Consider the following 25,574-nt stretch of genomic DNA (forward strand, 5'->3'; position numbering starts at 1 on the left):
AACTCTTGAGAACAAGCCCACGAGGAGAACCGCATGACCGTTCATGATCGCATCGTCGCCGAGCCGTTTTCGCTGCAGCGCCGCAATCCGGCCGGCGGCACCAAGCCGCTGACGTCATGGGGCTTCGCCAACGAGACCGACGTCTTGACCGATGTGCTGCTCGGATCGCCGAATTTCCTGCGGCATCTGTCGACCAGTTCGCTGTCGCGCAAGCATCTGCGCGAAGCGCCCTGCAATGTCCAGATCGCGCAGGCGCAGCACAAGGACCTGGTCGCCGCCTATGAGCATTTCGGCGTCAACATCCACTGGCACGAGCCGACGCCGGAACTGCCGATGCAGGTCTATTCCCGCGATTCCAGCGTCATGACGCCCTACGGCGCCATCATCACAGCCATGGCCAATTGGTGGCGGCGCGGCGAAAATTATGCCGCCATCCGCACCTATGAAAAGCTCGGCATACCGATCTACGACATGGTCACATCAGGCACGTTCGAAGGCGGCGACTTCAATGTCATCGAAGAAGGCGTGGTGCTGATCGGCTGCGGCGGCGCCCGCACGCAGGAAGAAGGCGCCCGCCAGGTGCAGGCCTGGTTCGAGAAAGAAGGCTGGGAGACACGGATCGCCTTCATCGACGAGTATTACGTCCATATCGACCTGATGGTGGTGCCGATCGCCGAGAAACTCACCGCGGTGTGCCTCGCCTGCACCGAACCCGGCATCGTCGACTGGCTGAAGGGCAAGGGCCACGAGATCATCGACGTGCCCTTCCAGGACACGATGGCGCTCGGCTGCAACTTCATGTCGCTGGGCAAGGACAGGGTGATCGCGCCGACCTCGAGCCAGACGCTCATCGGTCAGCTCAAGGCGCGCGGCTTCGAGGTCGCTGCCGTCGACATGAGCGAGATCTCCAAGACCGGCGGCGGCATCCACTGCATGGCGCAGGCGCTGAAGCGCGAGCCGGCCTGAACCGCCCAGGCCTTTCCTATCAGTCCCCCGCCTGCTGTGATCAGGCGGGCGGACGATCGGATAGGACCGTTCCCCTGCCCTCTCCTCGACAAAGCTTGCGGCTGTGTCCTCGCCGCCCTTGTGGGCGCCAACAAAATGGATGAATAGTCGCAACAGGGCGCGCCCTGAAATTGCCGGCTTGCGGTTTTCAGGTCACGCCACAGCCGAGCCGGGTTTTTGAATGGTCAGCCCTGAACCGCGCAAGAGAAGAGGTCCGATGGCGTCGCGCCTTCTGGCGCTGGACGCCTGGCTCGATTCCTCACTCTACGAGATCGGGTTCAAGGCGCGGCAGTTCTGGGAAGCCGCGACCATCTTCTCGCGGCGCTTTCGCCTGAAAGGCTGGCGGCGCGGCATCATCGAGATTTTGAGCGAAGGTTTCACGCTCGGCGCCGGCGGCTTCGTGGTGATGTTGGCGCTGGCCATTCCGGCTTTCCAGGATACGGCCGGCGACTGGCGGGCCCAAGGCGATTTCGCCGTCACCTTCCTCGACCGCTACGGCAACGAGATCGGCCAGCGCGGCATCATCCAGCGCGATTCGGTGCCGGTCGACGAGATGCCCGACCACGTCATCAAGGCGGTGCTTGCGACCGAGGACCGGCGTTTCTTCGATCACTACGGCATCGACGTGCTCGGCCTGTCGCGCGCGATCTTCGAGAATGTGCGGGCGAACTCCGTCGTCCAGGGCGGCTCCAGCATCACCCAGCAATTGGCCAAGAACCTGTTCCTCACCAATGAGCGCACCTTCGAGCGCAAGATCAAGGAAGCCTTCCTGTCGCTGTGGCTCGAAGCCAATCTGTCGAAGAAGGAAATCCTGCAGCTCTATCTCGACCGCGCCTATATGGGCGGCGGCACGTTCGGCATCGAGGCGGCGGCGGACTTCTATTTCGGCAAGAGCGTCAAGGACCTTAACCTCGCCGAGGCGGCGATGCTGGCCGGCCTGTTCAAGGCGCCGACCAAATACGCCCCCCATATCAACCTGCCGGCGGCGCGTGCACGCGCCAATGTGGTGCTGTCCAACCTCGTCGATTCCGGCTTCATGACGGAAGGCCAGGTGCTGCAGGCAAGGCTGCATCCGGCCGACGTCGTCGACCGCGGCGAACAGAAGAGCCCCGATTATTTCCTCGATTGGGCCTTCGATGAGGTCAAGAAGATCGCCAAGCCCGGCCAGCATTCGCTGGTTGCCCATACCACCTTCGACGCCAACATCCAGAAGGCGGCGGAAGAGTCCGTCGAGTTCCACCTGCGCCAGTTCGGCAAGGAGTACAACGTCACCGAAGGCGCTGTGGTGGTCATCGAGACCAATGGCGCGGTCCGCGCCATCGTCGGCGGCCGCGACTACGGTGCTAGCCAGTTCAACCGCGCGACCAAGGCGCTGCGCCAGACCGGCTCGTCCTTCAAGCCCTATGTCTACGCCACGGCGATGGAACACGGCTTTACGCCCAATTCGATCATTTCCGGCGGGCCGATCAGCTGGGGCAACTGGTCGCCGCACAATTACAGCGGCGAATCCGCCGGCAACATCACGCTGATCATGGCGATGGCCAAGTCGATCAACACCGTACCGGTGCGGCTGGCCAAGGACCACCTCGGCATCGCGCCGATCAAGGCGATGGCCGAGGCGATGGGCGTGGAATCGCCGCTCGAGGCGCACAAGACAATGGTGCTCGGCACGTCGGGCATGACCGTGATGGACCAGGCGACGGGCTACAGCGTGTTCGCCCAGAACGGCTTCGTCGGCTCTCGGCACGGCATCACCCAGCTCGTCACCCGCACCGGTGACGTTGTGTATGATTGGACAAAGGACGCGACGCCGCCGCACCGGGTGCTGTCCGAGCAGGCGCTGAAATCCATGAACACCATGCTGGCGGCCGTGCCGGTGATGGGCACGGCGCGGCGGGCGCAAATCCCCAACATCGTCGTCGCCGGCAAGACCGGCACGACCCAATCCTATCGCGACGCCTGGTTCGTCGGCTTCACCGGCAACTACACGGCGGCCGTGTGGCTGGGCAACGACGATTTCACCCCGACCAAGAACATGACGGGTGGATCGCTGCCGGCGATGGTTTGGCAGCGCCTGATGGTCTATGCGCACCAGAACATCGACCTGAAGCCGATCCCCGGCATCGACAAGCCGTTCGTTGACGAGGACACCGCGGCCAAGGCCGCGGAAGCCCAGAAGAAGAGCGAGGAGCAGGCCGCGGCCGACGCGGCGGCCGAACGCCCGGCGGTGCTGTCCAGCCGGACCACGCAGACACTGAGGGACATGACGCAGCTGTTCCAGTCGGCACCCAAAATCGACGCCCCCGCCTCGCCCGAAACGCTTTCAGCGCTGTGAGTTCGGCCTCGGCGCGGGCCGGGCCAACAGGCAAATCCATCACGCCCGCTTGCCACAAGGCCCCGCGCCGCGATATCCCCGAACGGCAATCCTTCGCGCACGCGGCCCTTCATGCTCAAGAACGCCTTCCTGATGCTGCTTTCGCTTGCCATAGCCATTGGCGGCGGCGGCGCCAGCGTCTGGTATGCGCTGAAGATCCAGGATGGCGTCGGCGCGATCCGCATCGGCCAATGGACCGCCTTCCCCGATATCGGCACGCCGGCCGCCGACCCCTATTCCAAGGCCCGCGTGGCGCGCGAGGGCGTGCTTGCGCTCGGCCGCGCCGAGGGCCTGTCCTTCGTCGCGGAAACTGACGCTGCGGGCGACCAGCTCAAGCGGGAATGCAGCTACAGGATAGAGGGCGGATTTCCGACCGCCCGCTTCTGGACGCTCTATGCCGCGGACCAATCGCTCGGCGTCGTCGAGACCGGCAAGCCGCGACTTGCAGCCCTTCAGTCCTATGAGGTGCTGCGCCAGGCGGACAATTCGGTGATAATCTCGGTCGGGCATCACCCGATGTCCGGCAATTGGCTGCTGACAGACGGCTCCGGACGGATGTATTTCGTCCTGACCTTCTACGACACGCCGATCGCAAGCAGCACCGGCCTGTCGGATGTTTCGCTGCCCAGGATCGTGAAGGCCGGCTGCGATGCGTAATTTCCTGGCCGCACTGCGCCGTCCTTTTCACGCCGTGCTGCTCGGCCTTGTCGGCGCCGGAATCGTGCACATCGTGGTGCTGCTCCTGGTGCCGGAATTTTCCGAACGCGACGCCTGGTCGCGACTGTCCATGGCATCCGATCTCTACCGGATGAACCGGCTCGATGCCGAGGCGGGCGGCGCGCCGGTGGTGAAATCGGTCGACCCGCTGTTCTACGCCACGGCCTGCCGGTTCGATCTCGAGGAAGGCATGGTCCGGATCAAGGCGCCAGGGAACGTCCCCTTCTGGTCGGTGTCGGTCTATGACCGCAACGGCCACAACATCTATTCCTTCAACGACCATACGGCGACCGACGGCAAGCTCGATGCCGTGGTGCTGACGCCGGCGCAGATGATCGATGTGCGCAAGGCCTTGCCGGAGGATCTGCAGGGAGCGATCTTCGTCGAAGCGCCGATCGACGAGGGTATCTTCGTCATCCGCAGCTTCGTGCCGGACGACAGCTGGAAGCCGATCGTGTCGCGTTTTCTCGATCAGAGTTCCTGCGAGCTACAGGAATTCTAGACTCTTTGTCTTTGACGCAATTTCAGACGGAAAACCGCTTCACACTTTTCCTGAAATTGCTCTTGGTCAAAGGCCCGAGGCCGATAACCCGACGGACCAGACCAAGGCTTCAGTGGTGAGGCACCGGTGTCCGTGGCGATCCCGGCTTGTCGGGCCCGGCAGGCCGCGCTTCGCCGGTGGCGGACCGCTCATAGCGGATGCCGGGAAAGATGATCACCGCCGCCGGTATTTCGGTGGTTTGCTTGGTTCGATTGGTCGGTGCCGCACGCGGCACGAAAGACAGTACCATGCCCATGATTCGCGCATTCCTCTCGGTTTCCCCGGAGCACAACGCAACGCCTCCAAATATCATTAAGGCAGGCAGAGGGTTAACGGAGCGCTAACGGATCACCGCTAACTTGATCTTTGTCTTGAGGTCAGGAGGTTCTGACCGGGGCAATCGCGAAACCGACACAGTCCCGGTTGAGCGTGCTCAAGGCTGTGTATCGAGTATCGGGTATCCTTCGTGTCATCTTCGGACTTCAGGCAAATCGCGATACGAACGGAATCGGGCAAGGCCGAAAGGCTGTTCCGCGCCGCGGTGTCGGCGTTCTGCTCGCTGACCCGCCCATCGCGCCGCGAGATCGGCCAGCTCGAAGACCTGACGCTGCCGCTGTTTGACGATGTGTCCGTCGAATCGCGACGATACGTGGCCGCCGCCCTTTCCGAATGCGAATACGCGCCCGCGGCACTCGTGCGCCGCCTGTGCGAGGAACCGGTCGACATTGCCGCGCCGCTGCTGATCCGCTCGCGCGCCGTCAGCGATATCGACCTGATCGCGCTGATCGGCCGCCACGGCCTGCCGCATGCGCGCGCCATAGCGCGCCGCAAGGACCTGAACCCGACCATTGCCGACCTGATCAGGGCGCTCGAACGGCCGACACTGGTGCGGGTGCGGGAAGCGGACGTGCAAGCCCCCACGGCGCCAGCCGCGATCACCGCAAATGCGGAAATGGCCGGAGAGAGCGCGACGAACCAACAGTCTCCCGGCATTGCCGCCGAGAATGCGCGGCGCAGGCTGCGCTCCATGATGCGCACCGGCGACGAAGCATCGGCGGCCAAGGTCGATGCGTTCCCTGGCGCGGATACCTATGTCAAACTGCGCGAGACGGCGCTGACGGGAAACGCCGCTTTCTTCCAGACCGCGCTTGCGGATGCTCTCGACATTGATTTCTCGACCGCGCGCTCGCTGACCGCCAGCCAGAACTATGCCTCATTGCTCGCGGCGCTGCGCTCGCTCGACTTCAGCGAAGACAGGGCCTTCCTGATCACGGTCGCCATCTACCCCGGCCTGTTCCCGCATCCGCAGGCCATTCGCACCTATCTCGACCGCTACCGCCTGCTGCATCGCGACGTGGCTCTGGACAGGGTGCGAGGATGGAAGGCCGAGGCCCTTTCCAGGATGGTTCGTGACGCCTCGCCCGCAAACAGCGACAGCCGCAAGGCATCGAACAGCGACGAAGCCGCGGCTCCCGCCCTCAGGGCGTCTTCACGGAAATAAGCTCCTCGACGGGAACGGTGCCGGCCTCGATCTCGACCACCCAGATGTCGGGATCGAATTTCTTTTCCTTTTCAAGACGGGCATCGAGCATGGCCGGATCATCACCGGCGGCGAGAAGGCTGAAAAAGCGGTCGTCGGGCTTTGCCGAATCATAGCTTGTCTGCGGCGCCGGCCCGTAGAGGGCGACGTCACCCAACCTGCCCCGCGTCAGCACGAAAACAGCACCGGCCTCGGTCGCGCCACGGTTGACCACGGCGGCAAAGCCGCCGGCGCTGAAAACCCGGCGCACCAGGGCAGAAACCCACAAATCCGATGTGACGCGCATGAAAACTCCGCAAACCGTGCGGGCTATCTAGCGATATTTCCGCCGCTCGGCGAGCCGTCGCTTCCCGATCAGTTGGTCAGGCCGATTTCGCGCATCTTGACGTAGACGATCTCGTCGGGTTCGCCGGTCTGCGGCAGGCCGAACAGCGACTGGAATTCCTTGATCGCCGCCTTGGTGCGCGCACCGACGACACCATCCAGCTGCATGTCGTCATTGCCGAACGCCTTCAGCCCGGCCTGGATCTTGACGATGCGGGGGTCGGGTCCCTGGGTCGGGCCGGCATCCGCCTGCCCGGCAGTCGCCTGCCCGGAATTTGTCTGCCCGGAATTTGTCTGCCCGGAACTTGTCTGCAAGGAAACCGGAACGGCGGCCTGCGTATCCGGCCGCGGCTGCGGTCTGGGCACGGAGGCGGTCTTCGGCGTTGCGCCAAGCTGATCGAGCAGAAGCGCATCGATCTCACCGGAAGCGTTGAGACCGACCTTCTGCTGGTAGGCCTGGATGGCCTTGCGCGTGTTGGGGCCGGAAATGCCGTCGACCGTGCCGGAATAGAAGTCGAGATCCTTCAATATGCCTTGCACCTGCTCGACCACCGGATCGCCCTTCATCGGGGCGGGCGCCGCATTGGGCCGCACGATGTTGATCGTCGTCTCCGGCTCATCGGAGGTGGTGTGCGGAAAACCCTGGAAATGGCGGGTGGCGAAGAACGCCCCGGCATGCGGGAAAGGCTGATACCACAGCGCATTCGCCGAGACATAGAACAGCGTCACCAGGAATGCCGTCGATCCGCCCACCAGGACGGGGTTGCGCGAAATCATCCCGCCGACGGCCATTGCGCCGTCCTGGAAGGCGTTGCCGCGGCGTTTGACCGCCTTAGGCTGTTTTGCGGAGCGAGCCATTTCTGTCCCCTTTCGCCCTCGTCACCGGCATCGTCAGCACCCCCGCCTCGTTCGCCGGGCGCCCCTTCGGCCCGTTGACCGGCAGGCTGATGGTCACCGTGGTGCCCTCGCCCGGCATGCTTTCGATCGACATGGTGCCTTCGTGCAGCGCCACCAGCCCCTTCACCAGTGACAGGCCAAGGCCGGTCCCCTCGAAACGGCGCGTATAGTCGTTCTGGATCTGCGTGAAGGGCTTGCCGAGATTGGCGAAATCCTCCTCGGCGATGCCGATGCCGGTGTCCCTGACCCAGAAATGCAGGCGCGAGCCGATGCGCTTGGCGCCGACGACGACATCGCCGCCGTCAGGCGTGAACTTGATGGCATTGGAGACGAGATTGATCAGGATCTGCTGCACGGCGCGGCGATCGGCATTGATGTCGCCGGCGTCGGGAGCGATCTGCGTCTGCAGGTCGATGTTCTTGGCCTGCGCCTGCAGCCGCATCATCGACTGGCACATGTCGACGGCTTCCATGAACCGGAACGGCTCCGGGTCCGCCGTGTAGGCGCCCGCTTCGATCCTCGATACGTCGAGTATGGATGTCACGACGGCCAGAAGATGCTGGCCGGAATCCCGCACCAGAGTGACATATTCCTTCTGGCGCGGATCCTTGAAGGCGCCGAACATCTCGTGCAGCAGCATGTCCGAAAAGCCGATGATGGCGTTCAGCGGCGTGCGCAGTTCATGGCTGACCACCGCCAGGAACCGGCCTTTGGCCACTTCCGCGGCTGCCGCCGTCTCATTGGCCTGCAGGAGTTCCTCACGCAGCCGGGCCGTCTCGTCATTCTCGCGCAGCACCAGCGTGAAGACGTCGCTCTGCTCCTCGCCACGCAGCAGTTCGAGCAGGAACGGCCGGTAGTTGTCGGCCATCGAACGCATGTTATTCTGGCCATTGCCGTTCTGGGGCAGCCTGACGCGCAGTTCCAGGCGGCGCGAGGCCGCACCATCGCGCATGTCCGCCAGGGCGCTGAGATAGGAGACACGGTCCGACAGATGGACACGGTCGAAGAAGCCGGTTCCGGAAAGCAGTTCCGGCGGCAATTTCAAAAGCGTGCGCGCCTTGGCGGACGCATCGAGCACCTCGCCGTGACGGGCGACCCGCAGGATCACCGCATCGATGATGTCTTCCAGCCGGTCGCCGGTCTCGTGCGTATCGGCCGCACCGCTGCTGTCGCGAAACGCCGACAGGCGCGGGATCAGCGTCAGCGCCCAGGCCAGCGGCACCAGCCAATGCCAGGCCGCGATCTGCGCGCCCGCGAAGGGCAGGAAGGCCGCTGCCAGAGGCTGAAGGACAATGGCGGCAATGGCCGAGACCGCTCCCCACAGGGCCGCGCGCCGCGAAGCACCGATCCACCAGGCTTCGAAGGGCAGCGCCACGGCAAGCATGGCGACGGGAGAGCTCAACCCGCCGGCGGCGGCGATGAGGCCGCCAAGGGCAACAGCCGCCATCGCCAAGGCGATTGGGGCGGCCGCGGCCATCTTGCCGGTCGCCGCCACCAGCAAGGCGACGAACCAGCACAGACCGAAGGCGGCGAAAATGGCGGCCATGGTCACAGCGGCGCCCATGCCTGACGTGACCAGCGTGACCGCGGCACCGGCGGCAAAGAATGGCGCCGCCAGCATGACGCCGATGAAACGGCGCTGGCGCTCGCGGCCGCTCTGTCCAAGAATGGAGGGATGGACCATACGTTCGCAACCGGCGGCAATCGCGCCAGGCAATTCAGCGTATCTGGCCTTGATCGGCATCAACTCAACGCACTCGCACTCGTCGTGAACAGTTCTGCTTTTGCAGATTGTTTTGGTTGGCTCCGAAACTCTCATCCAGCGTTTAAGGAATGGATAAGGCAGGGCCGACCAAAGCCCGGCCTGTGGCAAATATCGGGATGCTTGCTGCCGAAAACCCGGGCAAATGCCGCCATAGTAAATGGAGGGTTATCTGCGAACGCTTGCCGTCAGTGGATCATGGATTGGGAGAGACCCGATCGAATTCCAGGAAATTTCAATGGAAACAACCAGATAGATGGTTATCAAGAGGTAACTAAAATCGTCCCGATATGAAACAAATCCATGGCAAAACGCTTCGTTTCGAATTTGCCTAAAATTTGAGGAAAATTGTCGCTGTGCACGCAAGCCGTCCTTTGTGCCTGTGTGCCAACATCCTGCCCATAAAAGAGGTCATGCCATGATGCATGATCCGGTCACGACGAGAGGCAAGGCATGTTCTTCCTGATAAGAATGGCTTTCTGGTTTTCACTGGTGCTTTTGGCGCTGCCGCTGAGTGTCGGTTCCGACGAGCCGGGGCAGGAAAGCGTCGGGCCGATCCAGGCCCTGTTCGCGGCACGTGACGCGGTGGGCGACATTGCCGGCATCTGCGAGCGCAAGCCCGATGTCTGTGAGACCGGCAAGTCGGCGATGCACACCATCACCGCCCGCGCCAAGGAAACCGCCAAGATCGCTGCCGCCATGCTGGACGACAAGTCCACCGGCCCCGACACTTCGACAATGACGGGCAGCGTGGCGGAAGAGATCGTCCTGCCCGAGACCGTCAACCTGCCGGTCAAGAATTAAGCCGTCTCGACGGCGCACCGCGGGCAGTCTGCCCTCTCGACGCCCGCGGTGTCCTTGTTTTTTCCGTGACGCGGGGCCGCCGCGTGACTATATCCGGGTCATGACGACCACGATCCAGACGATCCGCGACGACTTCTCCTTCCTTGACGAATGGGAGGACCGCTATCGCTACGTCATCGAGCTCGGCGAGGCGCTGCCGCCCTTTCCTGATGAAGAGCGCAATGCCGCCAACAAGGTGCCGGGTTGCGTCAGCCAGGTCTGGCTGACCACCGAACAAGGACCGGGCAGCGATCCGGTCATCACCTTCACGGGGGATTCGGACGCCCATATCGTGCGCGGGCTGGTCGCGATCATGCTGGCGCTGTTTTCCGGAAGGACGGCCAGCGAAATCCAGAAAACCGATGCGGAAGCGACGCTGAAGGCACTCGGCCTGGACGAGCATCTGTCGCCGCAGCGCGCCAATGGCCTGCGCTCGATGGTCAAGCGCATCAAGCGCGATGCCGAGATGGCGCTCAAGCAGACCGCCTGACGCCCCTCCGGTCAGCCGGCAATCCTGTTCCCAAAATCAAACGGCGCCCGAAGGCGCCGTCAATGTCGGTTCGACCTGGCGGAGCAGCGATTACCGCGCCTTGCGCTTGCGGCCAAGGCCCATCTTCTTGGCGAGCTGCGAGCGAGCTGCCGCATAGTTCGGAGCAACCATCGGATAGCTCGGGTCGAGATTCCACTTTTCGCGGTACTGGTCCGGCGTCAGATCATAGTGGGTCATCAGGTGACGCTTGAGCGACTTGAACTTCTTGCCGTCTTCAAGACAGACAATGTAGTCGTCATGAACCGAACGCTTCGGGTTGACAGCCGGCTTCTGCTTGTCGGCAGGAGGCAGTTCGGCGGTTCCGCCCACGCGCCCGAGAGCGGCATGGACATCGGATATGAGGCTCGGCAATTCGCCGACCGGCACGGGGTTGTTGCTGACATAGGCGGCCACGACATCGGCGGTCAGCTCGATCAGCGCATCGTTGTTTCTGGAAGGTGTTTCGACAATATCCATGGTTTTCAGGCCCCAACAAGAGTTACGTCGATATGCCCTTTTTTACAGGCAGGGCATCGCACGAATTTTGAGCAGATAGAGTTTCCACGATTCGTGTCGCGGGCACATCAATGCGACCATAGAGCAAGTAAGTCAATTCGCCCTTTGCATTATATTTAGGAAAGTTGATCAACTATTCGCCAATCAGCTTCAATCTTTCGTGCATCACGTAATTTTTCGATATTTCGCTCGCCAAACCGACATCGCCTGACGTTACGTCAGCTGATCGTTACATTCGCGATAACTCACAAAACAAGTGTCAATGCTCTGGTTTGCTTTGCCAGGACGCCGTCAATCTTGGTTGTTCACATCTGTCCACGAAACCGCAGGTTGCCGCTCAATCTTTTTGCGGACAGCCAGGCGGCATGTCCCGCCGGCGGCATCACGATTGATCGACGGCCGATGATCAATACGGGGTGATGTACTTGCCATAGGCCCAGCCGGTGACGAACTCACCGTTCTTGGCCGGGTCGTGCCAGACTTCGCACCAGCGAAAGCGAACCGTCTGCCGTTGCTTCCATGCCGGTTGACTGGCGATGTCGAGCAGGTTTACGCCGCCGGTGCATCGTCCGGTCATCTGCAGGACCGTCCCGTTCGGGTATGCGGCCTGCTTCTGGGATGTGGCGGACGGATATTTGCGCAAGTTGAGCGTGTCGCCGAACGGTACATTGGCCACTTGCCAAGCCGCGAATACGGTCGCATGAGACTGACCGGCAAAGACCAGAGCCAGCGAAGCAACGGCGAAGGCTGCTGCAATCCGAGATCGAATAGTCATCATCTTTCCTCCCGGCCCATTCTCATGGAGCCGACATCACCTCTAGGTTACGGCACTTGAACCCACCCTGATCGGCGTGTTCATTCATCATTCAAGAAGTTCCCAAGCGAGACGCAATGACCAAGACTTCCCTATTTCCGATCGCCAGCCCGCCGACGCCGCAGAAGCGGCCGGTCTTCGACACGCATCACGGCATCACGCGAACCGACGAATATGCCTGGCTGCGGGCCGACAACTGGCAGGAGATGTTTCGCGACCCTTCCCTGCTCGATGCGGGCATCCGCGCCGAACTCGACGCCGAGAATGCCTATCAGTCGAAGCTGATGGCCGACACATCGGACCTGCGGAAGCAGCTTTTCAAGGAGATGAAGGGCCGCATCAAGGAAGACGATTCCTCGGTTCCGATGAAGGACGGGCCTTACGCCTATGGGTCTTCCTTCAAGCTCGGCGGCGAGCAGCCACGCTATTTCCGCATGCCGCGCGACGGCGGAACCGAGCAGATCCTGCTCGACGGCGACCTCGAGGCGGAAGGCAAGGCCTATTTCCGGCTCGGCGGCGTCGACCATTCGGCCGATCACCGCAAGCTGTTGTGGGCCTTCGACGACAAGGGCTCCGAGTTCTACACGCTGCGCGTTCGCGACCTTGCCGATGGCAAGGAACTGGCGGACCAGATTCCCGCTACAGGCGGCTCGGGCGTGTGGGACGCAGGCAATGACGGGTTCTTCTACACGCGTCTCGACCCCAATCACCGGCCCTCGAAGGTGCTGTTCCACGCGCTTGGACAGGACCCTGAGACCGACCGCCTGATCTATGAGGAAACCGATCCCGGCTTCTTCATGAATGTCGACGGCACCCGCGACAACCAATGGATCATGATCGGCATCAACGATCACGAGACCTCGGAATATCGCCTGTTGAGCGCCAGCGATCCGTTTGCCGAACCCAGGCTGGTGTCAGCACGCGAGACCGGCCTTCAATATGAGCTGGAGGAAGGCGGCGACATCTTCTTCATCCTGACCAATGCGGACGGCGCCAAGGACTTCAAGATCATGACGGCGCCGGCAGTCGATCCGGTCCGCGCCAACTGGCGGGAACTGGTGCCGCATGAACCGGGCCGGCTGATCCTGTCGGTGATCGGCTTCAAGGACCATATGGTCCGGCTCGAGCGCAAGGAGGGCCTGCCGCGCATCGTCGTGCGCGACCGCGCCAGCGGCGAAGAGCATCTCCTGTCTCTCGATGAGGAGGCTTTTTCGCTCGGCCTGTCGGGCTCCTATGAATACGACACCGAGATCATGCGCTTTTCCTATTCGTCGATGACGACGCCGGCGCAGGTGTTCGACTACAATATGCGCACCCGCGAGCGGGTCTTGCTCAAGACCCAGGAGGTGCCATCCGGTCATGATGCGGACCACTATGTCACCAGACGACTGATGGCGCCCGCCGCCGATGGCGAACTGGTGCCGATCTCGCTTCTGCATCATCGCGACACGCCGCTCGATGGATCGGCACCTTGCCTGCTTTACGGCTACGGCTCCTACGGCATCACCGTGCCGGCGGCCTTCAACACCAACTGCCTGTCGCTGGTCGACCGCGGCTTCGTCTACGCCATCGCCCATGTCCGCGGTGGCAAGGACAAGGGCTACGGCTGGTACGATGACGGCAAGCGGGCGCACAAGATGAACACCTTCACGGATTTCATCGCCTGCGCGCGCCATCTCGTTGCCGAGCGTTATTCCGCGCATGACCGCATGGTCGCGCAAGGCGGTTCGGCCGGCGGCATGCTGATGGGCGCCATTGCCAACATGGCGCCGGACTGCTTTGGCGGCATCGTCGCCGAGGTTCCCTTCGTCGACGTGCTCACCACCATGCTCGACGCGACCCTGCCGCTGACGCCGCCGGAATGGCCGGAATGGGGCAATCCGATCGCGTCGGCCGACGACTACCGGACCATCGCAGCCTACTCGCCCTACGATAATGTCGCGGCCCTCGACTATCCGCCGATCCTGGCGCTCGCCGGTCTCACCGATCCGCGCGTCACCTATTGGGAACCGGCCAAATGGGTGGCGCGCTTGCGCGACCGCAAGAGCGGTGACAATCCGGTGCTGTTCAAGATCAACATGGATTCCGGCCATGCCGGCGCGTCCGGCCGGTTCTCACGCCTGGAAGAGATCGCTTATACTTATTCCTTCGCGCTGAAGGTGACGGGAAAGGCGCAGCTTGTCGAGGAGACGCTTAAATGATCGATCTGTCCACGTTGATTGCCTATATCGCCGTCGTGCTCGGCTTTGTCTTTATCCCGGGTCCGGCCACGCTGTTGACGATCGCCCGGGCAACGAGTTCTGGAACGAAGGTCGGGATTGCGACCGGCGCCGGGATCGCGGCCGGCGACATATTTCACACCGTCATGGCGATGGTCGGCATCTCGGCGATCATCGCCACGTCGGCGACGCTGTTCAGCATCGTAAAATATATCGGCGCGGCCTACCTCGTTTACCTCGGCATTCGGGCCATCATCGAGAAATCGCCGACCGATCCCTCGGCCGGCGCGCTCGCCATCTCCGCCGGCAAGGCGTTTCGGCAGGCCGTCCTGACCGAAGTGCTCAATCCCAAGACCGCGCTGTTTTTCCTGGCCTTCCTGCCTCAGTTCGTGCGGCCCGAAAACGGCACGGTGATGCTTCAGTTGGCGGTATTGGGCATTGTCTTCGTCGTGCTCGGTCTTTTCAGCACGGTCGTCTTTGCCGTGAGCGCCGGCCGCCTGGGCTCTTTCCTGCGCCGAAATCCGACCGTGATGAAATGGCAGGGCAAGGTTGTCGGCGGCATCTATTGCGCCCTGGGCGTCCGCCTGGCCTTGCAGCAACGCTGAGGGCTCGGGACAGCACGTTCACTTTTGGATTTGGCGATCATGACTTTTTGAATTCCGCATTGCTCATTTCCACTCGCAATTGCGACAGTCGCGCGTTACCCAAGGCACGGCTTTCCCGGGCGATGAAGCCCGTACTCGCACAAGGGTCCATTATGCTGCTCGTCGACGTCTATCTCGACAAATCGCCGATCCAGGGCATCGGCGTCTTTGCCAAGCACCACATCCCCAAGGGTGCGCTGATCTGGAAGCTCGACCCCCGCTTCGACCGGATCATCGACGTCGAGACCTATGAGGGCGAAACCGGGCCGGTGAAAAACTATCTTGACCGCTATTCCTACCCGGACCGGCGCGATCCGGCCTACATCGTCTTCGAAGCCGACGACGCCCGCTACATGAACCATGACGACGAGCCGAATTGCGATGTCTCCTCGCCCGAGGAAACCTTTGCGCTGCGCGACATCGCACCCGGGGAAGAACTGACCTGCAACTACAATCATTTCTTCGAGACGGGCTTCGACTTCCTCGGCGACCGGCACCTCTAGAGCCTTTCACCGTTTCATGGAAACGGTGAACCACTCTAACTCTTTGTTTTGCCGCAATTCCCAAGGGAAAGCGCGCTATACGCTTTTCCCGGGAAAACCGCTCACACTTTTCCTGGATTTGCTAAAAGGCGGAATTCAGCTTGCCGGTTTGCGGGCCGGATAACCGTTGGGGTGCGGCGGTACGGCCTTGAGATAGGCGGCGATCGCGGCGCGGTCCCCTGCTGTCAGCTCGGCCATATTGCGCTGCACGTCGACCATCGCGCCGCCGACGGAATCGAAATTGGGTGTGAAACCGGTTTCGAGGTAGTTGGCTATGTCGGCTTCCGACCAGTTGGCGATGCCGCCCTTGCCCGATGTGATGTTGGGCACGACGCCTGGGCCTTCTGCTGCCACGGCACCCGCCAGCCACTCGCCTTTCTTCATCCCGCCCGCGAAGTCGCGCGGCGTGTGGCACTCGCCGCAATGGCCCGGCCCCTCGACCAGATAGCGGCCAACCACCACCGGATCAGGCGCGCCATCGGCCAAGGCAACAATAGGCTGGTCGGCAAGGTAAAGGCGCTTCCACAGGCCGATGCCACGCCTGATGTTGAACGGGAACGCCAGCGAATTGTCCGGCGCCTTGCCGGCGACAGCGGGCAACGTCTTCAGGAAGGCATAGAGATCGGCAATATCCGACGGCTTCATGCGGGCGTAGGAGCCATAGGGGAAGGCCGGATAGAAATGCTGGCCGGATGGTGAAACACCCTTGAGCATGGCATTGGCGAGATCCTCGACCGACCACGCACCGATGCCGTCCTTGGGGTCTTGCGAAATGTTGGGCGGAACAAAGGTGCCAAACTGCGTCTTGAGTTGGAGGCCGCCGACCAGTTGAAGCCGGGCATCGCCCTGCGAACCCGGCTTGGCGTGGCAGGACGAGCAGCCGCCAGCATAGAAAATGCGTTTGCCCTTGGTCGCGTCGCCCGGCCCAAGTTGCGCCAGCGCCGCGGCATCGAGCCTGACCGGCGCCGACAGCAGCCAACCAGCGGCCGCGCCAGCGCCACCCAGGATGAGGGTCGCGCCGACGAGCTTCTTCAGCCATGCCATGTCAGGCAATCAGCTTTTCTTGATCCTGTAGCCCTGATGGCAGGTGCCGCAGTCCGAACCGATGGCGCCGACCTGCGCCTTCAGCGCGTCGACATCAGCGGGAGCCGCCGCGACGGCGGCCTTGACGTTGGCCAGATACTTGTCCTCGGCGGCCTTGAAGCCGGCCGTGTCTTCCCAGATTTTCGGCCCCGCCGTGGTGTCGCCGGCATCGCTGCCTTTCGGGAACAAGGTATCGACATCGAACTTTTCAGCATTCGCCTGCAGCGCCTGCAACTGCGTCAGCACGGCAGCGGCATCAAAGGAGTCCTCGCCCTTGGCGACCTTCGCCAAACCGCCGACGATCTTTCCACGCTCCTTCATCAGAGCCTGCCGGTCGAGGACCGGATCGGCAAAGGCCGCCGAACCGGCGAAGGCGAGCATTGAGATGGCGATGACAAGCTTTCTCATTCATTTGGCTCCGTGATGAAGGTATTTGGGACACGACGTTAACGATGCGGCGGACGGAATATTCCCTCTCCTCGGATGGTTTTTTCCGGGCCTTCGCAGCCACCGATATCGGCACAGAAAAGAAAAAGCCCCGGGATTGCCGGGGCCTTCTGATGATCGATTACTTCGCCTTTTCGTAGAGTTCCAGCACATGATCCCAGTTGATCAGGCTGTCGACGAAGGCCTCGAGATATTTCGGCCGCGCGTTGCGATAGTCGATGTAGTAGGAGTGCTCCCAGACGTCGACGCCGAGGATCGGCGAGGCGCCATGGACGAGCGGGTTTTCGCCATTCGGGGTCTTCGAGATCGCCAGCTTGCCGTCTTTGACGGAAACCCAGGCCCAGCCCGAACCGAACTGCGTCGTGCCGGCGGCGATGAAATCGGCCTTGAACTTGTCGTAGCCGCCGAGATCGCTGTCGAAAGCCTTCTGCAGCGCGCCCGGCAGCTTGTTGCCGCCGCCGCCCTTCTTCATCCACTTCCAGAAATGGATGTGGTTGTAATGCTGCGCGGCATTGTTGAAGAGACCGGCATTCTTGCCGAACGACTGCTTGACCACCTCTTCGACCGACAGATCACCCATTCCGGCCTCGGCGGCCAGCTTGTTGCCGTTGTCGACATAGGCCTTGTGGTGCTTGTCGTGGTGATACTCCAGCGTCTCTTTCGACATGTAAGGCTGCAAAGCCTCATAGTCGTAAGGCAGAGCGGGCAATTCAAAAGCCATGGGTAGTACTCCCTCGTGGAAAAATCCGGTGTCGATACCGGACTAACATAGGACTGGATTGAGCTGGAACAACTCCGGAAGTGAAGMGCCGGTTCCCTTTCTAAGCGGGTTCCGGAAAACTGTCACACGGTTTTCCTGGGGTGAAGCGCGCAGCGACAAAAAGGCCGAACCGACGCCTCAGCCGGCCGATGCCGACGAATGCGCCCAGTCCCAATAAAGCTCGCGCGCCTTCTTGGCCACCGGTCCGGGTTGCAGATTGCGATCCTCGATGCGGGTGACCGGCACCACCTTGGAATGGTTCCCGGTCGAGAATATTTCGTCCGCTTCGAGGAAATCGCGCACCGACAGCGTCTTCTCCGTCGTCTTGAAGCCGTACTCGCCCAGCAGCGTCATCGTGCGCGAGCGTGTGATGCCGGACAGGAAGGTGCCGTTCGGCGCCGGCGTCAGCACGTGGCCGTCCTTGACCAGGAAGATGTTGGAGCTTCCGGTCTCGGCGACGTTGCCCAGCATGTCCAGCACCAGCGCATTGTCGAAGCCACGCATCTTGGCTTCGAGGATGGCGCGGCCATTATTGGGATAGAGGCAGCCGGCCTTGGCGTTGGTAGGCATGGTCTCGATCGTCGGGCGCCGGAACGGCGACACCGTCACCGAAAACCCGGTCGGCGAAATCATCGGCGATTCATAGAGGCAGAGGCAAAAACGGGTCGAAGCGGGATCGGCCGGCACGCCCATGTAGCCGCCATGCTCTGCCCAGTACATCGGCCTGACATAGACCGCGGTCTTGCCATCGAACTTCTTCAATCCGTCCCAGGTCAGCCCGACGATCTGTTCAGGCGACATGTTCGGCTTGAGGCCGAGCGCGATCGCCGAGGCGTTCACCCGCCTGGCGTGGAGGTCGAGGTCGGGCGCCACGCCCTCGAACCAGCGCGCCCCGTCGAAGACGCTGGTGCCAAGCCACATGGCGTGGCTGCGCGGGCCCAGAATGGCGACATTGCCCTCGTACCAGTCGCCGTCGACGAAAGTCCATGTCGCGGATTGCGCCGCTGCCGCCAGTGTCATCGCGTTGTCCCGTTCCGATCAATCTTGTGTGACAACATTGGATGATGCTTTGGCCGTGGCCGTCAACGGGCATCCGGGAGTTTTGTTGAGGCCAGCGGTGGTGCGATGCAATCAAGGCTTGCACCTTGCCCCGCCTCGCCTCAAAACTGTCGCCATGCAATACGCCGCCTATGTTTTCGACGCCTACGGCACGCTGTTCGACGTGCACGCCGCCGTGCGCCGCCATGCCGACCAGATCGGTCCGGAGGGCCAGTTGCTGTCCGAGATCTGGCGCGCCAAGCAGCTCGAATATTCCTGGGTGCGCACGCTGATGGGCGCCTATGCGGACTTCTGGCAGCTGACCGAACAGGCGCTCGACTTCGCCTTGCGCAAGGTCCCCTCCGCCGATCCCGGCCTCAGGACAAAACTGCTGGAAGCCTACTGGCGGCTGGACTGCTACCCGGAAGTGCCGGCCGTGCTGAAGGCGCTCAAGGCGTCAGGAGCCAGGCTGGCGATCCTCTCCAACGGCTCGCCCGAGATGCTGGAAGCGGCGGTCAAATCCGCGGCGCTCGACCAGGTTCTGGACGACATCTATTCGGTCGATACGGTGCGGCGCTTCAAGACCGATCCGGCGGTCTACGACATGGTCGCCACAGGCTGGCGCCTCTATCCCGGCGCGGTGTCCTTCCAGTCCTCCAATCGCTGGGACATTGCGGGCGCCACCAAATTCGGCTTCCGCACGGTGTGGATCAACCGCTCCAACCAACCCGAGGAATACCGGGACTTTCCGCCGGCCCTGATCCTGCCGACCCTCGAAGCCCTGGTCACCGCCTGAACCGTCGACCTGTGGCCCTGGCGCCACAGTTGCGGCGCAGTCACAGCTTCGCCTTTGTTTGTCCACGTTCGGGCCAGAATCGGAACCGCCTATCGCCCCAGGTGTTGTCAGGCACCTGCAACGGTCGTCGGCGTATTGACGCTTTGTTGCGATTTGAGTCCTAAAGAAGGCAGCCATGTCCACAACCGAAATCGAATCCTATCGCCTGAGCCGTCGCGGCTTTCTCAACGCCGCAGCATTGGGCGCCGCATCGATCGCGGTTTCCGCATGCGCCACCACCGGGCCGGGACCGGTGGAGCCACCGCCGCCGACCTATGTCGAGCCCCCGCTTGCCGACTATGCGTCGATGTACGCGGCCGTCAGCGATGGCGGATTCGACCTCCCGCCCATCCCCTTCGACAGGATCGATCCGCAGTTCCTGCGCCAGATCGTTCCCGACCCGACCGGTCAGAAGCCGGGAACGATCGTCGTCGATACGACGGGCCATTTCCTCTATCTGGTTCGTCCGGGCGGCCAGGCGATCCGCTATGGCGTAGGTCTCGGCCGGGCCGGCTTCGAATGGTCGGGCGACGCTGTCGTACAGTGGAAGCAGAAATGGCCAAAATGGACGCCGCCGGATGAAATGATCGCCCGGCAGCCGGAATTGAAGCCATACAGCGCCGACAATGGCGGCATGCCCGGCGGGCTGAAGAACCCGCTCGGCGCCCGCGCGCTCTATCTCTTCCAGGGCAATGTGGACACGCTTTACCGCCTGCACGGCTCGCCGGAATGGAAGTCGATCGGCAAGTCGGTCTCATCCGGCTGCGTTCGCCTGATGAACCAGGACATCATCGACCTATACGACCGCGTGCCGTCGAAAACCCCCGTCATCGTGACCAGCGACGCCAGCCAGCCGATGGCGGCGGCGGCAGCGACGGCGAACCGCAAGGCCATCCCGATCGACGCCGGCGTGCCGGACGGATCGGTGCTGCTCGGCCCGGTCAAGGCGGTCACGAACGCGATCTTCTGAGCTTGTCGGGGGAGCGACGGCCAGCCGTCGCTCCTTTCATGCATGCCGGTGCCCACAGCCTGCGATTTCGGGGCCGGGGCATCCGTCAGAGGCCAAGCGGAGCCCTGAACGCCGCCAGCTCTTCGTCGGCGATCGCGACGACATGCTGCGGCTCGGGGTAGGCGCCCGTCTGCACGTCTGAGATGAACTCGCGATAGGCGGCGATGCGTTCCCGCTGCAGCCGCTCATACTCGGCGGCGAAGTTGCGGTAAGTCTTGGCGTGGCGCGGCTTGTGGCCTGAGGTGTGGCCAAGCACGTCCTCGCTGAACAGGTACTGCGCATCGGCATGCGGTCCGGCGCCCATGCCAAGCATGATCATCGGCGTGCTCTTGGTGATCAGTTCGGCAATCCGGTCCGGCACCACTTCCAGCTCGGCGCCGAAGCAGCCGATGGTTTCAAGGCGCTTGACGTGGTCCCACACCGCACGCGCGCTCTCGGCCGTCCTGCCGACGGCCTTGAAGCCGCCGGTCCAGGTGCATTGCGAGGGGATCAGGCCGACATGGGCGACGACCGGCACGGCGTTGTCACAGAGCGTCTTCTGGATGTCGAGCGAGGCGGCACAGTAGAAGCAGTCGCCGCCGATGCGCATGAAGTGGTAGGCGGTTTTCAGATAGTCCGCCGCCGTGACCAGGTTGCCTGCGGGACCGTAGGGAAGCCCTACCTGCACGAAGCAGCGGCCGGCGGCCTCGCGCATCTCAGGAGAGAAGAAGCGGCCCTCGATCGAAAGCATGTCGACGCCGGCCGCGTCGGCCGCGGCCGCTTCTTCGAGCGAGGTGACGTAGAGCATGGAGATCTTTTGCCCGCGGCTCTTCATGGCTCGGATGTCGGCGACGGTGGGCCGGCTGTTCTTGGTGACCATTGTTTTTCCCTCAGACGGTGAAAGTTTCGCGAAAGGCCTGCAGGGCCACTTCAGGGGCACCGGAGGCGAATGCCTCCATGCCGACCGGCCCACGATAGCCCATGTCCTTCAGCGCATGGGCAATGCCCCGGTAATTGATCTCGCCGCTGCCAGGCTCCATGCGTCCGGGCACGTCGGCCACCTGGACCTCGCCGATCCATGGCAGGCAGGCGCGGCACAGTTCGATCAGATTTCCTTCGCCGATCTGCGCATGGTAGAGGTCGAGATTGAGGCGCAGACCCGGCCGGTTGACGCTGGATACCAAGGCAAGCGTATCCTCGGCGCGCCCGAACGGCACGCCGGGATGGTCGACCGGCAGGTTCAGATTCTCCAGCGTGAAGGTCACGCCTTCCGCCTCGGCAAGGTCGGCAACGCGGTTCAGCGTGTCGCGCGCCTTGAGCCACATGACGCCGGTGACGGTCTCGCAGGGCATGACCGGAAGGCCGCGATCGCCGAGCCCCGTCCCGTGCAGATTGAGCCGAGCGACGCCGAGGCGCTTGCCGACCGCGGCCGTCTCCTTCGCCGTCTTCAACAGCTCGGCCGCACCCTCATCATCGGCCAGCCTGCCGCGGAGATAGCCGTTCATGATCGAGAAGGTGGCGCCGGATCTTTCCAACATTGCGAGATCATGCTCGGGCCAGTTCCACAGGCCCACCTGAAAACCCATTTCGGTGAGGCGCTTGACGCGCCATTCCATCGGCCTGTCGCGCCACAGCATCTCGGCGCAGGCGGCAAGCGTAAACGTATCGGACATGTCAGACCTCGATGTACACGCGGCCGTCCTCGACCTTGGTGGCGTAGGTTTTCAGGTTCACGCAGACCGGTGCGCGCAGCGCTTCGCCGGTCCGGTAATCGAACACGCCGCTGTGTTTCGGGCATTCGATCCGGTGTTCCATAACCAGCCCGTCGCTCAGATGCACCTTCTCATGCGTGCACAGCCCGTCGGTGCAGAAGAAGGCATCGTCGGGACTGCGGTAGATGGCGAATGTTCGGCCCTCGTGATCGAAGCGGATGACGTCCTCTTCGTCGATGTCATCGGTCGCGCACGCATCAATCCATTTTGCCATAGCCACTCTGCCGTCTGTTCTTTGGTTGGTCGAAAAGGCGACCAGCGGGATTTCCGCCGGCCCTACAGGAAGATGCCCGGGAGGAGGAGATGGGCGTCTTCACTGGTCACGCATGGGTCGCGCCCTGCGGCGCATGCCCATCGTCAGCCGCCGAGAAGCTCTCGATCTCGGCTTCCAACTCGGCCATCTGCTCGCCTCCCGCCATAAGGTCGGTGATCGCCTCGCGGCTTTTCTCGCCCTTGCGGAAGTCGGCGGCCTTGGCGCCCCTGATGAGGACGGCGAAGTGGTCGCCGACGGTGAGCGCATGGACGACATTGTGGGTGATGAAGATCACCGCGATGCCCTTGCGCCGAGCCTGGAGCACAATGCGCAGTACATGCGCCGCCTCCTTGACGCCGAGTGCGGCGGTCGGTTCGTCGAGGATCAGCACGCTCGCGCCGAAATGCACGGCGCGTGCGATCGCCAGCGCCTGGCGTTCGCCACCCGACAATCCGCCGACGAGGCGATCGCCGTCGTCGATGCGGGTGATGCCGAGCTGGCGCATCTCGGTGACGGCGATCTCATTGGCCCGCTTGCGGTCATAGATGGTGAGCGGCCCCCAGCGCCGCGTCGGTTCCGCGCCGACGAAGAAAGAGCGGCCGATGCTCATCAGCGGGAACGTGCCGCCGAACTGGTGAACGGTGGCGATGCCATGGTCGCTGGCGTCGCGGGGGCTGTCGAAGGCGACGGATCTGCCGTCCATTTCCATCGTGCCCGATGTTGGCCTGTGGACGCCGGAGAGGATCTTGATCAGCGTCGACTTGCCGGCGCCATTGTCGCCGAGCAGGCACAGCACCTCGCCTCGGTTGACCTCGAGCGAGATGTCGTGGAGCACGTCGATCGGGCCGAACGACTTGTTGATTCCAGTCAGCCTGAGCAGGGGCGTCGTCATCAGCGGACCCTCGATTTGGTGCGCGGCGCGTAGGTGAGCGCCATGGTGCGGAAGGTGTTGTTCATCAACACGGCGGCGAGCAGCAGGACGCCGATGATCAGGCTCGCCCAGTTGGCGTCGAAGCCGGTGTAGAAAATGCCCTGGTTGACGATGGCGAAGGTCAGCGTGCCCAAAACGATGCCGACCACCGAACCGTAGCCCCCGGTGAGCAGCACGCCGCCGATGACCACCGCGATGATCGAGTTGAAGATGAAGGACTGCCCGGCGGCCACCTGGGCGCTGTTGTAGAGGATCGCCTGCGACATGCCGACGAAGGAAGCGCACAGGCCGCTGCTCATGAACAGCGCGATGGTCACCCGGTCGGTCGGGATGCCGGCATTGCGGGCGCTCACCGCGTCGCCGCCCATGGCCAGGATCCAGTTGCCGAAGCGCGAGAAATTCAGGATGAAGCCGACGATCAGGATGGCGGCGATCCACCAGAACAGCGTCACCTCGAACTTGCCGCCGAGATAGTCGCCGAACAGAAGCTTGGCAGTGGGGCCGCTCTTCAGCGCGACGCTGGTGCTGCCGGACAGGATGACCGAGAGGCCGAGCGTCAGGCCGGCCAATGCGAACAGCGTGGCGAGCGTAACGACGAAAGACGGCACCTTGGTGCGGATCACCAGCACGCCGTTGATGAAGCCGACGGCCAGCCCAAGGCCGAGCGCGGCGAGTATGCCGACGATGATCGGCAGGCCGTAATGGCCCGACAGGATGGCGATGGTCATTGAACTGGCGGGAACCATCGAACCGACGGAGAGATCGAGATGCCCGGCGATCATCAGCAGCCCGATGGGAAGCGCGATGATGCCGAGTTCGGAGGCGACGTTGAGCCAGCTCGCGGCCCCCCCGGCCGACATGAAATTGGCGCCGCCGAAGATCGAGAAAAAGACCAGAACGGCGACCATGCCGATCAGCGAGCCGACTTCGGGGCGCCGCACCAGGCTGCCGATCGAGGGCATCGAAGAATGCTGAGGGGGTGGCGCGGTGGCCGCCATCGCGGATTGGGCTTGGGATGTCATCGAAATGTCCCTGGCGTTGTGGCTTGAAACGCGGCTCCCCTTCTCCCCTTGTGGGAGAAGGTGTCGCCGAAGGCGACGGTTGAGGGGTGTTCCAGCTTGGCGGTGACAGCACCCCGTCACGCACCCCTCAACCGTCTCGGCGCTACGCGCCGATCCACCTTCTCCCACAAGGGGAGAAGGCCAAGTGGCGCTAGCGAGCGCCGGCCGCGGCACCGGCCATTGTCGCGTCGACATTGGCGGCGTCGACGATCCCCGGTCCGGTCAGCACCGGTCTGGTCGGCAAGTCGAGCCCGTAATTGACGAAGCCGTTCAGCAGCGAGACCGCGAGATAGCCCTGCAGATAGGGCTGCTGGTCGACAGCGAACATCTGCGTGCCGGCCTTGATGCGCTGCAGGCCGGTCTCATCCATGTCGAAGGAAGCAAGCTTCACCTTGTCGCCGGCATTGGCCTGGCTGATCGCGTTGGCGGCGCTGTTGGCGTCGCCGGCGCTGATGGTGATGACACCGTCGATGGTGTTGTCCTTCAGCACGGCCGCCTTGATCGCCTCGGCGACCGCAGTCGGATTGCCGAAGCTGGATGAGGGCAACGGCAACTGGCTGGACTTGCCGCCACTCTTGGCGATGGCGTCGGYAATACCCTTGCAGCGGTCTTCGGTGTTGGTGGCACCAGGCAAGGTGTTGACGCATAGAACGTTCTTGGCGCCATGGCTGCCGTAATAGGTGCCGCCACCGAGGCCCGCCGCATATTCTTCATTGCCGACATAGTTCATGGCGCCGAGGCGCTTGGCCGCGTCCATGCCCCCGGAATTGTAGATGATGAGCGGCACGCCGGCGGCAACGACTTCCTTGAAAGCGTCGTCCATCGCCTCCGGCACCCAGTCGGGGCCGACAATGGCGCTCGGCTTCTGGCTGAGCGCGGTGCGGATCAGCTTGGCCGCATCCGGACCGAGATTGTCGTAATTCTGCGGACCGAGCCAGGTCACGGAGCCGCCGGTCAGCTCGGCGACCTTGCCGGCATCGTCGGCACCCTTCTTGACCTTCGACCAGAACGGGTCGTCCGCCTTGCCGCCAATGACGAAGATCTTCGCCCCATCAGCCATGGCCGACGTGGCCGATGTCGCTGCCACGCCCGCAAGCATGATCGCCGTCAGCAGTTTCCTGATCGTTTTCATTTCATTC

The 25,574-nt window shown here is 62.9% G+C and carries 28 protein-coding genes; 12 read left to right on the forward strand and 16 right to left on the reverse strand.

Translation table 11 applies throughout. The features are described 5' to 3' along the window. The first annotated feature begins 33 nt into the window (after positions 1–33). The 4 genes from AC1DPX_RS31265 to AC1DPX_RS31280 all read left to right on the forward strand — a co-directional run bounded on the left by AC1DPX_RS31265 (position 34) and on the right by AC1DPX_RS31280 (position 4,598). The gene (locus AC1DPX_RS31265) at positions 34–966 is read left to right on the forward strand and encodes a dimethylarginine dimethylaminohydrolase family protein (protein ID WP_477241619.1); all 933 of its coding nucleotides are present in this window, start codon (positions 34–36) and stop codon (positions 964–966) included. Positions 967–1,186: 220 nt separating this feature from the next. Next, complete coding sequence (locus AC1DPX_RS31270; RefSeq protein ID WP_477241621.1) at positions 1,187–3,340, forward strand: transglycosylase domain-containing protein; 2,154 nt, start codon at positions 1,187–1,189, stop codon at positions 3,338–3,340. Between the two features lie 111 nt (positions 3,341–3,451). Beyond that, entirely contained in the window at positions 3,452–4,036 is a 585-nt protein-coding gene (locus tag AC1DPX_RS31275; RefSeq protein ID WP_202355178.1) for a DUF1214 domain-containing protein, read from the forward strand. Beyond that, the gene (locus tag AC1DPX_RS31280) at positions 4,029–4,598 is read left to right on the forward strand and encodes a DUF1254 domain-containing protein (RefSeq protein WP_477241623.1); all 570 of its coding nucleotides are present in this window, start codon (positions 4,029–4,031) and stop codon (positions 4,596–4,598) included. The genes AC1DPX_RS31275 and AC1DPX_RS31280 overlap by 8 nt, the downstream gene beginning before the upstream one ends. A 109-nt stretch (positions 4,599–4,707) precedes the next feature. Here the strand turns inward: AC1DPX_RS31280 and AC1DPX_RS31285 are convergent, their stop codons facing one another. Then, positions 4,708–4,893 (reverse strand): hypothetical protein, encoded by a 186-nt coding sequence (locus AC1DPX_RS31285; protein WP_244730439.1) that lies wholly within the window; start codon positions 4,891–4,893, stop codon positions 4,708–4,710. A 210-nt stretch (positions 4,894–5,103) separates the two neighbouring features. Between AC1DPX_RS31285 and AC1DPX_RS31290 the strand changes: the two genes are divergently transcribed. Then, the gene (locus AC1DPX_RS31290; RefSeq protein ID WP_477241625.1) at positions 5,104–6,138 is read left to right on the forward strand and encodes a hypothetical protein; all 1,035 of its coding nucleotides are present in this window, start codon (positions 5,104–5,106) and stop codon (positions 6,136–6,138) included. On the opposite strand, the gene AC1DPX_RS31295 is transcribed toward AC1DPX_RS31290, so the two are convergent. From AC1DPX_RS31295 to AC1DPX_RS31305, 3 genes are all read right to left on the reverse strand, one after another. Beyond that, a complete protein-coding gene (locus AC1DPX_RS31295; protein WP_202355182.1) occupies positions 6,116–6,463 on the reverse strand; it encodes a DUF1491 family protein in 348 nt (115 codons plus the stop codon). The two genes, AC1DPX_RS31290 and AC1DPX_RS31295, sit on opposite strands and share 23 nt — an antisense overlap. A gap of 68 nt (positions 6,464–6,531) precedes the next feature. Next, on the reverse strand, positions 6,532–7,359 hold the full coding sequence (locus AC1DPX_RS31300) for a peptidoglycan-binding domain-containing protein (protein WP_477241627.1): 828 nt from the start codon (positions 7,357–7,359) through the stop codon (positions 6,532–6,534). After that, on the reverse strand, positions 7,334–9,082 hold the full coding sequence (locus tag AC1DPX_RS31305) for a sensor histidine kinase (protein ID WP_477241629.1): 1,749 nt from the start codon (positions 9,080–9,082) through the stop codon (positions 7,334–7,336). Before AC1DPX_RS31305 ends, AC1DPX_RS31300 begins: the two co-directional genes overlap by 26 nt. A gap of 531 nt (positions 9,083–9,613) precedes the next feature. Between AC1DPX_RS31305 and AC1DPX_RS31310 the strand changes: the two genes are divergently transcribed. Further along, positions 9,614–9,964: a DUF5330 domain-containing protein gene (locus tag AC1DPX_RS31310; RefSeq protein ID WP_095791376.1), complete on the forward strand. Its 351-nt coding sequence runs from the start codon at positions 9,614–9,616 to the stop codon at positions 9,962–9,964. Between the two features lie 100 nt (positions 9,965–10,064). Further along, on the forward strand, positions 10,065–10,493 hold the full coding sequence (locus tag AC1DPX_RS31315; RefSeq protein WP_095770788.1) for a SufE family protein: 429 nt from the start codon (positions 10,065–10,067) through the stop codon (positions 10,491–10,493). Positions 10,494–10,583: 90 nt separating this feature from the next. On the opposite strand, the gene AC1DPX_RS31320 is transcribed toward AC1DPX_RS31315, so the two are convergent. Beyond that, the gene (locus AC1DPX_RS31320) at positions 10,584–11,009 is read right to left on the reverse strand and encodes a Ros/MucR family transcriptional regulator (RefSeq protein ID WP_202355184.1); all 426 of its coding nucleotides are present in this window, start codon (positions 11,007–11,009) and stop codon (positions 10,584–10,586) included. A 445-nt stretch (positions 11,010–11,454) separates the two neighbouring features. Next, positions 11,455–11,823 (reverse strand): SH3 domain-containing protein, encoded by a 369-nt coding sequence (locus tag AC1DPX_RS31325; protein WP_202355185.1) that lies wholly within the window; start codon positions 11,821–11,823, stop codon positions 11,455–11,457. A gap of 116 nt (positions 11,824–11,939) precedes the next feature. Here AC1DPX_RS31325 and AC1DPX_RS31330 point away from each other — a divergent pair, with 116 nt between their 5' ends. The 3 genes from AC1DPX_RS31330 to AC1DPX_RS31340 all read left to right on the forward strand — a co-directional run bounded on the left by AC1DPX_RS31330 (position 11,940) and on the right by AC1DPX_RS31340 (position 15,228). Then, positions 11,940–14,063, forward strand: coding sequence for a S9 family peptidase (locus tag AC1DPX_RS31330; RefSeq protein ID WP_477241631.1), 2,124 nt, complete (start codon positions 11,940–11,942; stop codon positions 14,061–14,063). Next, positions 14,060–14,686 (forward strand): LysE family translocator, encoded by a 627-nt coding sequence (locus tag AC1DPX_RS31335; RefSeq protein WP_477241633.1) that lies wholly within the window; start codon positions 14,060–14,062, stop codon positions 14,684–14,686. Before AC1DPX_RS31330 ends, AC1DPX_RS31335 begins: the two co-directional genes overlap by 4 nt. A gap of 152 nt (positions 14,687–14,838) precedes the next feature. After that, positions 14,839–15,228, forward strand: coding sequence for an SET domain-containing protein (locus tag AC1DPX_RS31340; protein WP_284277519.1), 390 nt, complete (start codon positions 14,839–14,841; stop codon positions 15,226–15,228). A 135-nt stretch (positions 15,229–15,363) separates the two neighbouring features. Here AC1DPX_RS31340 and AC1DPX_RS31345 read toward each other — a convergent pair whose 3' ends face one another. The 4 genes from AC1DPX_RS31345 to AC1DPX_RS31360 all read right to left on the reverse strand — a co-directional run bounded on the left by AC1DPX_RS31345 (position 15,364) and on the right by AC1DPX_RS31360 (position 18,577). Then, positions 15,364–16,311: a cytochrome c gene (locus AC1DPX_RS31345; RefSeq protein WP_477241706.1), complete on the reverse strand. Its 948-nt coding sequence runs from the start codon at positions 16,309–16,311 to the stop codon at positions 15,364–15,366. A 9-nt stretch (positions 16,312–16,320) separates the two neighbouring features. Then, positions 16,321–16,758, reverse strand: a complete 438-nt coding sequence (locus AC1DPX_RS31350) for a c-type cytochrome (RefSeq protein WP_202355189.1) — start codon at positions 16,756–16,758, stop codon at positions 16,321–16,323. Positions 16,759–16,918: 160 nt separating this feature from the next. Next, entirely contained in the window at positions 16,919–17,518 is a 600-nt protein-coding gene (locus tag AC1DPX_RS31355; RefSeq protein WP_095786539.1) for a superoxide dismutase, read from the reverse strand. A gap of 177 nt (positions 17,519–17,695) precedes the next feature. Next, the gene (locus AC1DPX_RS31360; protein WP_202355190.1) at positions 17,696–18,577 is read right to left on the reverse strand and encodes a branched-chain amino acid aminotransferase; all 882 of its coding nucleotides are present in this window, start codon (positions 18,575–18,577) and stop codon (positions 17,696–17,698) included. A gap of 154 nt (positions 18,578–18,731) precedes the next feature. Between AC1DPX_RS31360 and AC1DPX_RS31365 the strand changes: the two genes are divergently transcribed. After that, a complete protein-coding gene (locus tag AC1DPX_RS31365; RefSeq protein ID WP_202355191.1) occupies positions 18,732–19,391 on the forward strand; it encodes a haloacid dehalogenase type II in 660 nt (219 codons plus the stop codon). 175 nt (positions 19,392–19,566) lie between these two features. Next, a complete protein-coding gene (locus tag AC1DPX_RS31370; protein WP_202355192.1) occupies positions 19,567–20,400 on the forward strand; it encodes a L,D-transpeptidase in 834 nt (277 codons plus the stop codon). A gap of 85 nt (positions 20,401–20,485) precedes the next feature. Here AC1DPX_RS31370 and AC1DPX_RS31375 read toward each other — a convergent pair whose 3' ends face one another. From AC1DPX_RS31375 to AC1DPX_RS31400, 6 genes are all read right to left on the reverse strand, one after another. Continuing rightward, complete coding sequence (locus AC1DPX_RS31375) at positions 20,486–21,298, reverse strand: 3-methyl-2-oxobutanoate hydroxymethyltransferase (protein WP_202355193.1); 813 nt, start codon at positions 21,296–21,298, stop codon at positions 20,486–20,488. A 10-nt stretch (positions 21,299–21,308) separates the two neighbouring features. Next, positions 21,309–22,091 (reverse strand): TIM barrel protein, encoded by a 783-nt coding sequence (locus AC1DPX_RS31380; RefSeq protein WP_477241634.1) that lies wholly within the window; start codon positions 22,089–22,091, stop codon positions 21,309–21,311. Position 22,092: 1 nt separating this feature from the next. Continuing rightward, positions 22,093–22,404, reverse strand: coding sequence for a MocE family 2Fe-2S type ferredoxin (locus AC1DPX_RS31385; protein ID WP_202355195.1), 312 nt, complete (start codon positions 22,402–22,404; stop codon positions 22,093–22,095). 106 nt (positions 22,405–22,510) lie between these two features. Then, entirely contained in the window at positions 22,511–23,335 is an 825-nt protein-coding gene (locus tag AC1DPX_RS31390; RefSeq protein WP_202355196.1) for an ATP-binding cassette domain-containing protein, read from the reverse strand. Then, entirely contained in the window at positions 23,335–24,336 is a 1,002-nt protein-coding gene (locus AC1DPX_RS31395; RefSeq protein ID WP_202359464.1) for an ABC transporter permease, read from the reverse strand. Before AC1DPX_RS31395 ends, AC1DPX_RS31390 begins: the two co-directional genes overlap by 1 nt. Before the next feature lie 250 nt (positions 24,337–24,586). Next, on the reverse strand, positions 24,587–25,567 hold the full coding sequence (locus AC1DPX_RS31400) for a sugar ABC transporter substrate-binding protein (protein ID WP_477241636.1): 981 nt from the start codon (positions 25,565–25,567) through the stop codon (positions 24,587–24,589). Positions 25,568–25,574: the final 7 nt, after the last annotated feature.

The organism is Mesorhizobium sp. 01N446, assembly GCF_056399285.1.